Below are 14,478 nucleotides of genomic sequence, written 5' to 3'. Positions count from 1 at the left end.
CCGAGAGTCATCGGTGCCCGGGTGGGACCGGCCGCCTTGGCACGCGCGCGTTCGCCCTCGGGGGCCGCCCCGGCGGGGCGGACCCGCCCAGGCGGGCAGGGCGAATCCCGTACGGACGGCGCCGCACACCCCCTCGCCCCACCGGCCGCCTCGTCTCGGGGGAGAAGGGGACGAACTCCGCCTGTTCTGCCTCGCTCATCCGGCTCTGGACGCCACCGAGGCCCTCACCACACCGAGCAGTTCGGCGATCGTCACGGCGCGCCGCTGCCGGTCTTCGGGGGCGCTTCCCCGAAGGAGCGGGGAGTCGGCCGGCCGGTGTCCGGGCGCTGCTGCCGGTGGGAGCCCGGGCCGGCAGGGCCGCCGGATCCGCGGTGGGTGCTTCGGGACGGTCGCCGCAGGAGGACGGGCCGTGCCGTGCGCCTCGCGCGGATCCGTCCGGGAAGAGCCTCGCTGAACGGTCCGCCCGGTGAGCCCGTTAGTGAAGGAGGGAAGGCCGCTCCCCGGCCTTCCCTCCTGTGGTACACCGACCGATCCGAGGAGCAACGCACCGATGAGCACCGCACGCCTGAACGACTGGCTGACGAGCCGGCAGCCTCTCGTTCTGGGCCTGTTCCGTATCGTTCTTGGTCTGCTGTTCACCAGCGAGGGCGCCGCCACGCTCTTCGGGGTGCTGGGCCGCAAAAGCAGTCCCGTGGGCGAATGGCCCTTCTGGTACGCCGGGGTGATCGAGCTGGTCTGCGGTGCTCTCATACTCCTCGGAGTCGCGACGCGCAGCGCGGCCTTCCTCAGCTCGGGCAGCATGGCCTTCGCCTACTTCACCGAGCACCAGAAGGACGGGCTCTTCCCCCTGCAGAACGGCGGCCTGGGATCGGCGTTGTTCTGCTGGGGCTTTCTGATGCTGGTCTTCTTCGGTCCGGGGTCCCTGGCCCTGCCGAACCTGTTCGGCCGCGGCGGCACCGTCCAGGACTCCGCCCGGCCGGTGCCCGGACAGGTCCGGTGACGCGCGGTCCGCGCCGTCACCGGGATCCGGTCGTGCACCGGTCACCGGGCGGGTGAGGCGGCCGGCGGTGCCGCCCCCGGCGGCAGGGGCCGTGCCGTCCGGGGTTGTCCGCCCAGGGGTGTCGTCCGGGGCGAGCAGGCGGCCGCCGTGCGGACGGCCGTTGCCGGGGCGGGCACCGGCGCCCTCCCCCGCCCGGGCCCGGCCTTCCGTCACCGGCCGGGCGCGGGGGGCACGGCTTCGGGCTCCAGCGGCCCGCGGTGCTCACTTGCCGTCGTCCGACGCGGTGCCGAAGGCCACGAGACCGTACTCGTCGAACCGGTTGACCTGGACGACAAGGCCTCCCGAGGCGAGCAGCCGGTCGGGGTCGCCTGCCTGGTAGGGGGCGGGGAGCCTGCCGCTCTCGGTGACGGTGCCGTCGGCCAGGGAACGGCGCCGCACCGTGAACGACCAGCCCGGCCCCTCCGCCTCCTCGCCCTCCACGGTGTACACCGAGTCCCCCTGGATGCGCAGCGGTTCGAGCTCGAGGACCTCTTCCCGCATCCGGGTGCGCCAGCGCACCTTCCCCGTGGTGAGGTCGATCGCCGCCAGTCCCCGGGCCGTGCCGCCCGGGCCCGCCTCGACCTCCGTCACCAGCACCCCCTTCGCGACAAGGCATCTGATGAGACGCAGGGTGCCGAAGGGCTGCTCGACCGGGAGATCGACCGGCTTTCCGTTCCCGTCGGTGCCGAGAACCCGCAGGTGCACGTCACCGGACACATCGGCGTACCGGGCCACGACGGGCTCGGCCGTCACCAGCTGCACGGGGGTGGCCCCGCTGCGGTCCACCTCGTGGGAGAAGCGGGTCCTGCCGGTGACGGCGTCGAGTACGACGACACGTCTGGCGTCGATGTCCTCCCGGTCGCACGTGTCGGACACGGCGATCGTGCGCACACCGGGGACCGCGTCCCCCACTCTGCAGTTCCCCCGGGGCCAGGGGTACGTCCACAGCTGCTTGCCGGTGGTCCGGTCGAGCCCGAGCAGGCCCCTTTCGCCGGAGACCACCATCGTGTCGCCGGACACCGAGGCGACAGCCCTGGGAGCCTCGCCGACCTTGCGGTGCCACAGCAGTGTGCCGGTGGCGGTGTCCAGGGCCGCGGCGACGTCGCAGACGGCCGGCGAGGTGTGGGCCCTGCCGAACCGGACGAGCCCCACGCCGCCGCTGGTCGCCGTCTCCGCGTCCGAGGCCCCGCAGGGAACGAGCCCCTTGGCGGGCGGTGCCACGGTCCACTTGGAGGCTCCGGTGCGCGGGTCGAAGCCGCGGATGCCGGAGGCGTCGATACGGACCAGCACCTTGGGGGTCAGCCAGGCGCCCATGACCTCCGAGTCGACCTCGCCGACCCCCGGCTGCGCGGTCCACACGACCCGGCGGTCCCCTTTCGCGGTGACCGCCGGGAGCGGATCGGCGCCGTCGGCGGCGGGGGCGACACCGGTCCGCTCGCCGCTCCCGCCGCCCGCGCTCCGTTTGCCGTCGCCCCAGCCGGACAGCTGGGTCACGCCCACGGCGGCCAGCGCGGTGACGGCGACGGCGGCGGCCGCGGCGACGAGCGCCCCGCGACGGCGCCGGCGCGGCCCCGGCACGGCGGTCGTGCCCGGTTCCGTGCCGGGTGCGGGCGGGGGCGCGGGCGGGGCGATGCGGTACGACGTGGGCTCCTCGGCCGCGCGGGCGGGAACCGGACCGCCGCCGCCCCGTACCCGCGACTGGGCGGCACGGGCGGCGGCGATCACCTCGCGCGGAGCGGGTCTCAGCGCGGGGTCCTTGGCCAGGCAGCGCCGTACGAGCGCGGTCAGTTCCCCGGGCACGCCGTCGAGGTCGGGCTCCTCGTACACGGTCCGGTACGCCAGGACCGCAGGCGGGCCGTCGCCGAAGGGCGGGCGGCCCGTCGCCGCGAACAGCAGCACGCCTCCGAGGGAGAAGACGTCACCGGCCGGCCCGACCGGCTCCTCGGCGACGATCTGCTCGGGCGGCGCGTAGCCGAAGGTGCCCAGCGCATGGCCCGCGCGGGTCAGTTCCTCCGAGTCCGCCGCCCTGGCGATGCCGAAGTCGATCACCCGGGGGCCGTCGTCGGCCAGCAGCACGTTGGACGGCTTGAGGTCCCGGTGCACGATGCCCGCCGCGTGGATGACGATGAGCGCCTCGCCGAGCGCCGCGGCGAGCGAGCACAGCTGCTCCACGGGCAGCGGCCCGTCGCGGTGCACGGCGGCGCTCAGCGAGGGACCGGAGACGTACTGGGTGGCGAGCCACGGGGTCCTCCCGTCGGTCCCGAAGTCCACCAGTGGCACGGTGAAGAAGCTCAGCACCTTCCCCGCCGCCTCCACCTCGCGCCGGAAGCGCCCGCGGAACTCGGGGTCGGCCGCGAACTCCTCGTGGATCAGTTTGACCGCCACCCGGTGGCCCTCGGCGTCCTCGGCGAGGAACACCCGTCCCATGCCGCCCTGTCCGAGCCGGCCGAGGAGCCGGTAGCCGCCTATCCGCTCCGGGTCCTCCGGCTCCAGCGGGGCCGTTTCCTCGCTCACGGCCGGCTCCCCGGTGCGCGGAACATCATCACTCCCTTGGTCAGCAGGTTGTGCTCCCCGGTCATCAGCGCGAGCCGGTTCCCGTACAGGCGGACGCCGTGGAACTCCGCCCGGTCGGGCAGCCGGGGCAGTTCTCCGGCCGCCGTGGGTGTGCCGTCGTCCAGCGCGTACCGGACCAGGGCGGTCGTGCCCGGCTCCTTCACATGGACCACCAGGACGCCGCGGTCGTCGACGCCCGCGATCACCGGCCGGCTGCCCGGGGGCGCCTGCCGGTGCCAGCGGATCTTCCCGGTGCGGGAGTCGAGGGCCGCGACCCCGTCCATGCCGGTCTTCCGTTCGCCGTCGTACTGGGTGAGGGTGACGACGGTGTCGCGCCATCCGAAGAAGGCGGGGGTGAGCTGGAAGCGGTTGCGCATCCAGGCACCGAGCGTGCCCTGGGGCTGCGCCTCGCGGAGCTGCGGGCCCGGCTTCCCCTCGTTGCCGAAGACCATCATGGGGCCCTCGGTGCCGCCGATCGGCCCGGGCAGACTGACGACGGGGGGCTCGGCCGTCTCGACGTGCGTCACGGGCACGTCGCCGGGGACCGCGGAGGTCCAGCGGACACGGCCGTCGGCGGCGTTCACCGAACGGACCGTCGTGGGGCGGGCCCGGTGCCGGGACTCCTCCGTCGCGGGGCAGGTCAGCGCCTCGACGATGCTGGACTGTCCGACCGCCATCCCGTTGATCACGCACTTGTCGCGGCTGCCCGTGTGCGACCAGGCGGGGGCGCCGTCGCGCAGACGCCACGCGGTCACCAGGTCCCCGGTCATGACCACCACGCGGTCCGCGGCGATGCCCACCTGGTCCGACTCGATGCCGCCGGTCGCGTACATGTCGCCCGGCCGGCGCCGTTCCCACAGGGCGGTGCCGGTGGCCAGGTCCACCGCGACGACACGGTTGCAGTCGTCGGTTCCGCGGTTCACGCCCTCCTCGTTGGCCGGACCGAAGATCACGGCGCCGATGCCGCCCGGTGCGGTCCGGGAGGCGGCGCAGGGGACCATCCCGGGGGCGGGCGGTTTCAGCGTCCACAGGACCCGGCCCGTGTCGGGGGACAGTCCCTGGACGGAGCGGCGTCCGACGCGGGCGAGCACACGGTCGGTGAGCCACGCCTCCTGGGCGTAGCTCGCGCCGTCCTCCGTCGCCTTCTCGTACTCCTCCCTGGTGTCGTCCTGGAGGATGATGGTGTCCTGCCAGGAGAGCGACCAGACGCCCCGGGGAGCGACCGGGCCGAGAGCGCTGACCGGTTCGGCGAGCGCGGGGACCGAGGGCGACGGCCGGGCCGCCCGGTTCCCGGTGCCGCCGTCGGCGGACGGGGCGTCCCCGCCGCGCAGCATCGGCAGGACCACGGTCAGGGCGCCCGCGAGAAGGACGGCCAGCACTGCGGCGACGAGCAGGACCCGGCCGCGGACGAGCCGGCGGGCCGGGGCGGGCGCGGATACGGGCGTGGACGAGGACGACGCGGGAGCGGACGGGGAAGCGGGGCGGGGAGTCCGGTCCGGGTCCGGCTCCTTCGCGGAGGGCGACGGTCCCGGGCCCAGCGGCACCGTCGGGGCCTCCGGGGCCGGCGGGGCCGCAACGGGCTCCGGAGGCCGGGGGGATCCGGGCTCCGGCTGCCGGGGGGATCCGGCGAGCACGTCCCTGATCCGGCGCGGTGCGGGCCGCTGCGCCGGGTCCTTGACCAAGCAGGAGGCCAGCAGCGGCAGCAGCGCGTCGGGGACTCCGTCGAGGTCCGCCTCCTCGGTCAGCGTCCGGTGGCCGACCCGGTGCGCGGGCCCGCCGCCGAACGGGTGTCTGCCGGTCGCCGCGTACGCGAGCACCGCGCCCAGCGCGAACACGTCGCTCGCCGGGCTCCCGCCCTCGCCCGTCAGCTGCTCGGGCGCCATGTATCCGGCCGAGCCGACCACGAGACCGGTCGCCGTCAGCCGTGTCCCGTCCAGGGCTCGTGCGATGCCCAGGTCGATCACCTGGGCCCCCTTGTCCGGATGCAGCAGCACATTGGACGGTTTGAGGTCGCGGTGCACCAGGCCCGCGGCGTGGATGTCCTCCAGCGCACCGGCCAGCGCACGGCCGATCTCGCGCAGCCGGTCCTCCGTCAGCGGGCCGGAGGACCGGATGACGTCGGCGAGCGTCGGACCGGGGACGAAGGCGGTCGCCAGCCAGGGTTCGGCGGTCTCGGTGTCGGCGTCGACCAGCGGCACGACGAAGGGGCTGTCGACCTTCCGTGCGGCCGCCACCTCGCGCCGGAACCGCGCCAGGAAGCCGGGGTCGCGGGCCAGCCGGGCGCGCAGGACCTTCAGTGCCACCGGGGGGCCGCCGGGCGAGTCGGCCCGCCGGGCGAGGTGGACCTCCCCCATCCCCCCTTCACCGAGCAGACGTTCCAGGACGTACGGTCCGACGCGGCGTTGCGCGGCGTCGTCCGCGGTGCCCCGTTCTCTGCGCTCCTCACGCACGGCTCAGGCTCCCCCCGTCGCTCGTCGACGGCGATCGTAGTCGTTCTCGTGCCGTCACCGGAGGGGGCGTCACCGGAAAAGCCGTTGTCAAAAGGGGAGTTGCCGAAGGAGCCGGGGGTGCCGGTGGCGATGATGCCGCCGGGGTTGAGACGGGTGGTCGTCGAGGTGTGCTCGAATGGGCCGACCGGGTCGGAGAGCAGGTCGCCGGTGTTGTCGGACGGCATGACCCCGCCGTCGGCGGCGAGCCGGACGTCGGGGGCGGGGCGGACGCCGTCCGGCAGCTCGTCGGGGGTGACCGGGTACGACGGGCCGGCCGGGGTGCTGGAGTCCCACGTCCTGCCCTCGGGCCGCTCACGGGTGCGGGACTGCCGGTCGCGGCACGTGATGCCGTTCAGGACGGTGGACCCGGCGATCGCCTGCCGGCCTCCTCGCCCCGGCGCGGTGCGGGGGCCTCGCACCGGGGCAAAGCGGCCGGTCAGCCGCCGGAACCGGTCCCGACGGTGTAGACGTCCTTGACCTTCACCTCGGTGACACCGCGTCCCTCGGGGAACACCGCGCGCCAGTCGCCGATGACGTGCAGTTCGTCGGTGCCCATCACCCGGACGACCATCAGCCCCTCGTCGTACGCCCGGTACGCCTTCCACCACAGGTTCACGAACGCCTGGGAGCGGATCAGGTGCATCCAGTCGGTGCGGTACAGCTCCCGGTTGTAGTTCGACTCCCCCATCGTGGAGACGAACTTCGAGTACATGGCCTTCACGTACTCCAGCGTCACCGTGTCGTTCTCGGCGATCGCCCGGTCCCGGGCGTTCTTCAGTGCGACACGGAACTTCTCCAGCAGGTTCTCCGTGGCCCCGGAGGTCCACGACTCATGGATCTCCGGGGGGTCGCACAGCCCGTACTTCGGGCCGGACAGGCGCAGCAGCAGGCGCAGGGTGGGCTCGGTCACCCACAGCGGGCCCGGCTCGTCCCGGCTGCCGATCGGGTTGGGCAGATGGGCGTCGTGCTCCCAGACGGGCGGGGTGATCAGGTGGACGCCGGCGCGGCGGCGGTCGTGGTGGTTGCCGGTCGAGTGCTCCAGCCGGCCGATCGGCAGATGCGTCTTGAGCGCGGACAGATAGGCGCCGTTGATGTCGAGCGCGGTCACCTCGTGCTCGCCGGGCGGCAGTTCGGCACGGGTCCACCGGGGCCGGGCCTCCCAGATCTGGTCGGCGCCGCGGGCGGTCTGCTTGCGCAGGATGTCGGGCAGCCACGGGTAGGCGATGATGTCGTACCGGCCGCCCTTGCGGGTCGCGTCCAGCAGGGCCATCGCATCCGGGATGGCCCGCTTCACCAGCGCCCTGGTGGCCGCCTCGGCGTCGCCGGAGTGCGCCTCGAGGGCCTGTGCCACGGCGGCGGCGATCAGGTCCGGGGTGTCGGCGGTCCTCACCCGGCGGCCGGCGGGTACGACCTTCACCCCGCGCGCCGCCCCCTCCGGTCCGCCGGCGGGCTCCGGCCGGGCGGGTCCCCGTCGCGGGGCAGGTTCCTTCGGCTCTGCGGGCTCCGTCGCCCGCGCGGGCGCGGCCTCCCGCGCAGGCCCGGCCGTGCCGCACTCGCCGGGGTCCAGGTGCTGCGGAAAGCCCGCGACCTGGTGCAGGGCGGGCTGCCCGCACAGCACACAGGGCCGGGGCACGGTCAGGGCCCCGACGTCGTCCTCGCCGCCCTCGTCGTTCCGGCCCGCCTGCTCCGTCCGGTCCGTCCGCTCCGTTTCCGCTCCGGCCTCCGCGGCGGCGGCCCCCACCGGTTCCCCCGCCGGTGCCTCCCGGGCCGGTGCCTCGGCCGCGGCGGCGGCCAGTTTTTTCCGCGCCCCCTCGAGGAAGTACGCGTACTTCTCGCGCACCTCGCCGCTCGGGTCCCGTCCGGACTCCCAGCCGCCGACCGTGGACGGGCTGACGTTCAGGGCCTGCGCGAGCCGGGCACGCGAAAGGTTCAGTCCCTCGCGCAGGGCGCGCCGCTCCTCGGGAGGCGGCAGCGGGACCTCTCTTCCGGCCTCGGCGAGCAGGGCGTCGATCGCACCGAAGTCCGTCATCGGGCCGCCCCCTCCCCCACGGCCGCGGGGCGGGCGGTGCGGGAGTGCCGCCCGGGAGCGCGGCGGCGCTCCCGGGGCAGTGCTTCCACGGCCCGGGTCGGTCCCGCCAGGAGCTCGAGGACGTCGATGCCGTAGTGCGCGGCGACCGCGTCGCAGTCGGTCAGGCTCCAGGCGGTGATGCCGGACTGACGACGGCTCACCTGGGCCTGGCCCACTCCCAGGGCGGCGGCGAGATCGGTCTGCGACTCGCCGGTCGCGTGCAGGAGCGCGGCCACCGCGGCCCGTACCCGCTCATCCAGACTCATACCCACGCCGCCGATCGTACTGCGCGAAGCGCATGAGGTATGCGCACAGCGCATCACCGTTTCCGGGTTTCCGAACCGGGGCGGAGCAGGTCACCGGCCGGTCCCCTCCGGGGCTCCCGGAGGCGCCCTCCGGCTACCGGGCCGTGTCGGGGCGGGATTCGTAGTACAGGCTGTGGAAGCGGCCGGCCTCCTCGTGGCCCGCGGGGTCGTGGCCCAGCTTCCGCACCGCCTCGACCGCGTACTGCTGCTCCCGGGCGTCGGTGAAGCGCCGCTGCGGGTAGGTCCGGGAGGAGTCGACGGTCGTGCGCAGGCCGTGCGCCGCCAGCGTCCGCTCGACCGGCTCGTACGAGACCGTCCGCAGCACGAACGCGCTGACCCACACCGGCCGCCGGGCGCCGTCCAGCAGTGCGGTGAAGGTGCGGTCGGTGATGTAGCTTCCGCCCCCGGTCAGCGTGACGAGGCCGACCTCCGCGAGCGCGTGGTTCAGCTGGGGACTGGGCGGCCCCTGCTCCAGGTCGTCGGTGAACGCGGCGTCCAGCAGGCCCACCGCGAGCGCGTACTGCACGGCGGGCGCCGAGACGTCCAGGCCGATCACCGGAACCGCGTCCGGCCGGCGCCGCTGGGCGTAGAACTCCTTGTCCCAGGCGATGAGCTCCGCTGTCGACATGTCCTGGGCGGTGCGGGAGGTGTACCGCTCGGCCATCTCCGCCAGGGTCACGTCGTGGTTGAGCAGCGCGGCGTTGATCCCGTACGAACAGCACAGATCCAGCACCGTCGGCCGGCTGGAGCGGCCGTCGTCGGCCGCGGCCCGTTCGGCGGCGATCCGCCGGAAGACCGGCTGGGCGTGGTGGGGGATCTCGTACTCCAGCGGAGCCAGCCGCCCGAAGTATGCACGCGGATCCGGACGGTCGTAGATGTCGTCGAAACGCGACTTGCCGCCCGTCGCACGCCCGGAGCCGTCGGTGCTGGTTCCGGTCATACCCTCTCCTCCTCGCACAGAACTCACCTGCCCCTCCATCATGTCCGGCCTCCTGTGTCCCGGCACACCTCACAGCGTTCCCGGTCTCGTGTCCAGGACTTCCGGCCTCGGGGGCGGGCCGGCCCGCCCCCGTTCCCGGCCGGCCGAACGGTTGCGGGCGCACACTGGAAGCAGAAGGCCCAGCCCGATGCGGAGGTGAGCCATGAGCACTCTCGAGGAACACATCGACGTCGCGGTTCCGCTCGACAGGGCCTGGGAGAGCCTCCACAGGGTGGAGGACTATCCGCGCTTCGTGGGCGGAGTGCGGGACGCCCGCTCCCGGGCGGAGGGCCGGGCGCATCTCGACGTCGAGACCGGCGGCCGGCTGCGGGAGCTCGAGGCCGAGGTCTCCGACCGCCAGGAGGAGCACGTGATGGAGTGGCACACCACCGGTGCTCCCGAGCTGACGGGGTCCTTCTCCCTGCGCCCGATCGACGAGGGCCACACCCGGATCCAGGCACGGATCACGTACGAGCCCGGCACCGTCAGGGAGGTCTTCGGCGGCCCGAAGGGCTTCGCCCAGGCGAACACGATCGAGCGGCTCGTCCGCAGCGACCTCGAGCACTTCAAGGAGTACGTGGAGCACGGAGGGTGAACGACGGCGGGGGGAGGCCCTGCCGACCGGGTCTCCCTCCGCCTTTCCCGCCGCGCCCGCGGGGGCCGGCGGCGTCAGCCGGCTCCCGAGACGGCCGGCTGCGGCTCGCCCGGGACGGTCTCCGCCTCGCCGACCGGGGAGGCCGAGACGCTGTCGTACTTCGCGCGGTCGAGGATCTCCTCGCGGGCGGAGACGAGAACCGGAACGAGGGCCTGCCCCGCGACATTGGTGGCGGTACGGATCATGTCCAGGATCGGGTCGATGGCGAGCAGCAGGCCCACGCCCTCCATCGGCAGGCCGAGGGTGGACAGGGTCAGCGTCAGCATGACGGTCGCCCCCGTCAGTCCGGCGGTGGCCGCCGAGCCGATCACCGAGACGAAGGCGATGAGCAGGTACTCCTTGATGCCGAGCTGCACATCGAAGATCTGGGCCACGAAGATCGCGGCGATGGCCGGGTAGATGGCCGCGCAGCCGTCCATCTTGGTCGTCGCGCCGAACGGCACGGCGAAGGAGGCGTAGTCCTTCGGGACGCCGAGACGGACCGCCGACTGCTGGGTGACCGGCATGGTGCCGACCGAGGAGCGGGAGACGAACGCCAGCTGGATGGCGGGCCAGGCGCCCTTGAAGAACTGCAGCGGGTTCAGCCTGCCGACGAGGGCGAGCAGCAGCGGGTAGACGCCGAACAGGACCAGGGCGCAGCCGATGTAGATGTCGGCGGTGAAGGTCGCGTAGTCACCGAGCAGGTCCCAGCCGTACTGCACCACGGCACGGCCGATGAGGCCCGCGGAGCCGATGGGGGCGAGCAGGATCACCCACCACAGGGCCTTCTGCAGCAGCTCGAGGACGGACTCGGAGAGGGCGAGGACCGGCTGGGCCTTCGGACCGGCCTTGAGGATCGCGACACCGGCGACGACCGCCATGAAGACGATCTGCAGAACGTTGAGCTCGGTGAACGGCGTGACGACGTCGGTGGGGACGATGCCGGTGAGGAAGTCGAGCCAGCTTCCGGTGCGCTCCGGCTCGGCACCGTCCGCCGGGGTGAGGGCGGAGCCGGACCCCGGGTTGGAGACCAGGCCGACCACGAGGCCGATGACGACCGCGATCAACGAAGTGATCATGAACCAGAGCAGGGTGTGGCCGGCCAGACGGGCCGCGTTGTTGACCTTCCGCAGGTTGGTGATCGACACCATGATCGCGAAGAAGACCAGCGGAGCCACGGCCAGCTTCAGAAGCTGCACGAAGATGCCGCCCACCTTGTCGAGGGCGGTGGCGAGCCAGGACACGTCGTAGGTCCGGGCGACGAAGCCGAGGAGCAGGCCGACGACGAGACCGAGCAGCACCTGCGCCCAGAAGGGGACAGATATTCGCAAACCGGACTTGTCTCCGGACTTGTCGGTCGGGTCGGCGGTGTTCACGGACACGGGCACACTCCAGCAGTGACGTGCGGGACAGGGGGTTCGAGCGGAACGCACGGGAGCAGTGGCCGTGAAAGGGCATCAGCAGGGCCACTGCACCGAGGAGTTCGCGGTCAGGCAGGACGGACCGCGGACGGACAGCAGCCGAGGGCGGACAGACAGCGTCCCAGGTCGACATGCAGACGCGTCACGAGCGGTACGCCCATGACGACGCGGCAGACGCCGTGGGGGACGTCTGCGCGATGCGCGGCTGCTGTCTTCATGCCGGAAACGCTAACACTTGTCCTTTGAGAACATCAAAGGAGGTCTTTGATGCGACGTCCTGTTCCCGCCCCGGTGTCCCGTTCGCACTCCGGCACGGGCGCCCGCGCGCGGCCCGCCTCCGCACACGGCACGGAACCGGCCCCCGCCGCCCTCACCGCCCACGGGGCAACGGAGCAAAGCGAATCGGCCGTGCACCGGCATGCCTCGGCGGACGCGTGGTGAAGCGCGGGAAGCGTGATGGAGAACGAGCGGTTGTGCGATGAGGAACAAGAACAAGGGGGAAGAACGACGAGCACAATGTGAGGTGCACCATGGTGGACGAGACGGAACTGCGGCATCTGCGCCGCTGCGTGGAACTGGCGGCCGAGGCGCTGGAGGCAGGTGACGAGCCGTTCGGCTCCGTGCTCGTCTCCGGGGACGGAACGGTCCTGGCCGAGGACCGCAACCGCACGGCGGGCGGCGACCGGACCCGTCACCCGGAATTCGAGCTGGCACGCTGGGCCGCGGCGCACCTGACTCCCGCGGAGCGGGCGGCGGCGACCGTCTTCACCTCCGGCGAGCACTGCCCGATGTGCGCCGCCGCGCACGGCTGGGTCGGACTGGGCCGCATCGTGTACGCGAGCTCCTCCGAGCAGCTGACGGCCTGGCTCGACGAACTGGGAGTCCCCCCGTCCCCCGTGCGGCCCCTGCCGATCCGGGAGATCGTCCCCGGTCTCGAGGTGGAGGGTCCGGTCCCCGATCTCGCCGAACAGGTGCGCGAGCTGCACCGGCGGCGGTACCGGCCCTCCTGAGCCGTACGGCCCCGCAGGGCGCGAGCGCGTCCCGGGGCCAGGGCGTGGGGCGGCGCGCACGGCGCCGGTCCGGCATCCCCGTGCCGGACCGGCGCCGTGTGCGTCGTGCGCATCGGGCGCGTCGTGTGCGTCCGTGCGCCGTGCGGACGCGGTGCTCAGGCCGAGGGCCGGGCGCTCGGCTGGATGTTCGCGTTGAAGCGGAACAGATTGCCCGGGTCGTACGCCGCCTTGACCGCCGACAGCCGTTCGTAGTTGCCGCCGTAGCCCGCCCGCAGGAGCTGTGTGCCCTCCTCCAGGAAGCCGGGGAAGTTGAGGTAGACCCCTCCGGTGGAGAAGCGGCGCAGATCGGCGAAGGTCTCGCGGACCCAGGCCAGGTTCCGCTCCGAGTCGGCCTCCTGGGCCCAGTTGGCCTCGATCCCGAAGAGGTAGGGCGCGCCGCGGTTGGCGAAGGCGGTCTCGTGCTCGGCGACCCGTGCCATCGCGCCGCCCTGGTACCAGACGTCGATGGTCGAGTCGGGCGAGGGCGCCGCGGCGGCGTGTGCGGTGAGGCGCTCGATCAGCTCGTCACCGAGCCCGGGGGCGTTCACGGACTTCCAGTAGTAGAACATCCCGTCCGGGTAGTCCTCGTCCAGGAACGTCTGCGCCTGGACGTAGGAGACGGCCTCGCTCAGGTCGCAGAGGGGTTCGGTGATCTGCCTGAGCGGTCGCAGGGCACGCTCCCCCTCCTCGGCCGCGCCCTCGCCCGCGGCACAGGACACGGCGAGAAGCGCCACGAAGGGCTTGCCGTGCACCGCCTCCGGGAACGCCTCGACCGCGGGTATCCGCCCCAGGACCCCGAGCGGTGCCGCCTCCCCGGGCACGTCCGCGAGGTGGCGCTCGCAGGCCCTGAGCACCTCCGCGGCGTGTTCCTGGGGGTAGTAGACGTTGCAGAGGAAGACCTCGGGCCCCACGGGATGCAGGCGGTACTCGAAGGAGGTCACGACGCCGAAGTTGCCTCCGCCCCCGCGGATCGCCCAGAAGAGGTCCTGGTGCTCGTCCGCGTTCGCCGTCAGCACCCTGCCGTCGGCGACGACCACCCTGGCGGACACGAGGTTGTCGCAGCTCAGCCCGTACTTGCGCCGGAGCCATCCCATGCCTCCCGACAGGGTGAGCCCGGCGATGCCGGTCGCCGAGACCACTCCCAGCGGGACGGCGAGCCCATGGCGCTGGGTCGCGCGGTCGAGGTCCGCCAGGGTGCAGCCGCCCTGGGCACGGACGGTACGGCCCTCGGGGTCGACGTCGACGTCCGTCATCTCCGACAGGTCGACGACCAGCCCGCCGTCGCAGACGGCCTGGCCGGCCACACCGTGCCCGCCGCCGCGCACCGCGAGCGGCAGCCCGTTGTCCCGGGCGAAGTTCACGGCGGCGACCACGTCGTCCTCGTCGCGGCACCGTGCCACGCACGCCGGCCGCCGGTCGATCATGCCGTTCCAGAGTGTGCGCGCCGCGTGGTAGTCCGGGTCCTCGGGGAGGACGAGGCGGCCGTGCAGCCGCCGGGCGAACTCGTCCAGGAGCGGGCGCGGCAGACCCGGACCGCCGGGCTTCCCGGGGTGCTCGCCGCCGGCCGGCCCGCTGCCTGCCGTGTCCGCGGCGCCGGAGTGCATCTCGTCCATGGGGATGCTCGCCTCCCCTCTCACTCCAGTCCCGCTCCGGTCGTCGCACCGGAGCCTCACTCCAGCATCGCGCCGGCCGGGCGAAGGCGCATGTCACCGGACGGAGGCACGGAAGCCCCCGGAGGGACGAAGGACGGCGGGGACGCGCCGGCGGGACTCCCGGGGGATCCGTTAGCCCAACTGGCGGAGCGGACCACGGGCCCGGGCGCCCTTCCGTGATTCCATCGCGCCAGGAGGCACCGGACACGGCCGATCGGCGACAGCACGGAATCCGTTCTCGGTCCGCCGTGTCCCGGCGCCGCGCACCGGACACCACCCCCCCCCCTGC

12 protein-coding genes are annotated in these 14,478 nt (G+C 73.4%); 3 read left to right on the top strand and 9 right to left on the bottom strand.

Features of this window, described 5'->3' with window-relative positions:
* Positions 1 to 550 precede the first annotated feature (550 nt).
* The gene (locus CCN35_RS04860; RefSeq protein ID WP_067391050.1) at positions 551 to 1,000 is read left to right on the top strand and encodes a DoxX family protein; all 450 of its coding nucleotides are present in this window, start codon (positions 551 to 553) and stop codon (positions 998 to 1,000) included.
* A gap of 261 nt (positions 1,001 to 1,261) precedes the next feature.
* Here the strand turns inward: CCN35_RS04860 and CCN35_RS29195 are convergent, their stop codons facing one another.
* From CCN35_RS29195 to CCN35_RS04830, 6 genes are all read right to left on the bottom strand, one after another.
* On the bottom strand, positions 1,262 to 3,553 hold the full coding sequence (locus tag CCN35_RS29195) for a protein kinase domain-containing protein (protein WP_245863013.1): 2,292 nt from the start codon (positions 3,551 to 3,553) through the stop codon (positions 1,262 to 1,264).
* Entirely contained in the window at positions 3,550 to 5,946 is a 2,397-nt protein-coding gene (locus CCN35_RS04850) for a protein kinase domain-containing protein (RefSeq protein ID WP_067391046.1), read from the bottom strand. The genes CCN35_RS29195 and CCN35_RS04850 overlap by 4 nt, the downstream gene beginning before the upstream one ends.
* Complete coding sequence (locus CCN35_RS04845) at positions 5,886 to 6,500, bottom strand: fumarylacetoacetate hydrolase family protein (protein WP_245863012.1); 615 nt, start codon at positions 6,498 to 6,500, stop codon at positions 5,886 to 5,888. Before CCN35_RS04845 ends, CCN35_RS04850 begins: the two co-directional genes overlap by 61 nt.
* Before the next feature lie 17 nt (positions 6,501 to 6,517).
* Entirely contained in the window at positions 6,518 to 8,110 is a 1,593-nt protein-coding gene (locus tag CCN35_RS04840) for a helix-turn-helix domain-containing protein (RefSeq protein WP_067391040.1), read from the bottom strand.
* The gene (locus CCN35_RS04835; protein WP_201450830.1) at positions 8,107 to 8,415 is read right to left on the bottom strand and encodes a helix-turn-helix domain-containing protein; all 309 of its coding nucleotides are present in this window, start codon (positions 8,413 to 8,415) and stop codon (positions 8,107 to 8,109) included. The genes CCN35_RS04840 and CCN35_RS04835 overlap by 4 nt, the downstream gene beginning before the upstream one ends.
* A 133-nt stretch (positions 8,416 to 8,548) precedes the next feature.
* Positions 8,549 to 9,394, bottom strand: coding sequence for a hypothetical protein (locus CCN35_RS04830; RefSeq protein ID WP_067391033.1), 846 nt, complete (start codon positions 9,392 to 9,394; stop codon positions 8,549 to 8,551).
* A gap of 202 nt (positions 9,395 to 9,596) precedes the next feature.
* Here CCN35_RS04830 and CCN35_RS04825 point away from each other — a divergent pair, with 202 nt between their 5' ends.
* Positions 9,597 to 10,028, top strand: coding sequence for an SRPBCC family protein (locus CCN35_RS04825; RefSeq protein ID WP_067391029.1), 432 nt, complete (start codon positions 9,597 to 9,599; stop codon positions 10,026 to 10,028).
* Between the two features lie 74 nt (positions 10,029 to 10,102).
* Here the strand turns inward: CCN35_RS04825 and CCN35_RS04820 are convergent, their stop codons facing one another.
* Positions 10,103 to 11,449, bottom strand: a complete 1,347-nt coding sequence (locus tag CCN35_RS04820) for a dicarboxylate/amino acid:cation symporter (RefSeq protein WP_067391027.1) — start codon at positions 11,447 to 11,449, stop codon at positions 10,103 to 10,105.
* 107 nt (positions 11,450 to 11,556) lie between these two features.
* Entirely contained in the window at positions 11,557 to 11,706 is a 150-nt protein-coding gene (locus CCN35_RS28255) for a hypothetical protein (protein ID WP_158100376.1), read from the bottom strand.
* Positions 11,707 to 12,018: 312 nt separating this feature from the next.
* Here CCN35_RS28255 and CCN35_RS04815 point away from each other — a divergent pair, with 312 nt between their 5' ends.
* Positions 12,019 to 12,498 carry a nucleoside deaminase gene (locus CCN35_RS04815; protein ID WP_067391023.1) on the top strand — a complete coding sequence of 160 codons (480 nt, stop codon included), beginning with the start codon at positions 12,019 to 12,021 and terminating at the stop codon, positions 12,496 to 12,498.
* A gap of 155 nt (positions 12,499 to 12,653) precedes the next feature.
* On the opposite strand, the gene CCN35_RS04810 is transcribed toward CCN35_RS04815, so the two are convergent.
* The gene (locus CCN35_RS04810) at positions 12,654 to 14,150 is read right to left on the bottom strand and encodes an FAD-binding oxidoreductase (protein ID WP_236560566.1); all 1,497 of its coding nucleotides are present in this window, start codon (positions 14,148 to 14,150) and stop codon (positions 12,654 to 12,656) included.
* Positions 14,151 to 14,478: the final 328 nt, after the last annotated feature.

Origin of the sequence: Streptomyces thermovulgaris, from assembly GCF_002155915.1 — a bacterium.
Classification (GTDB): Bacteria; Actinomycetota; Actinomycetes; order Streptomycetales; family Streptomycetaceae; genus Streptomyces; species Streptomyces thermovulgaris.
This window is presented reverse-complemented; position numbering and strand designations above follow the sequence as displayed.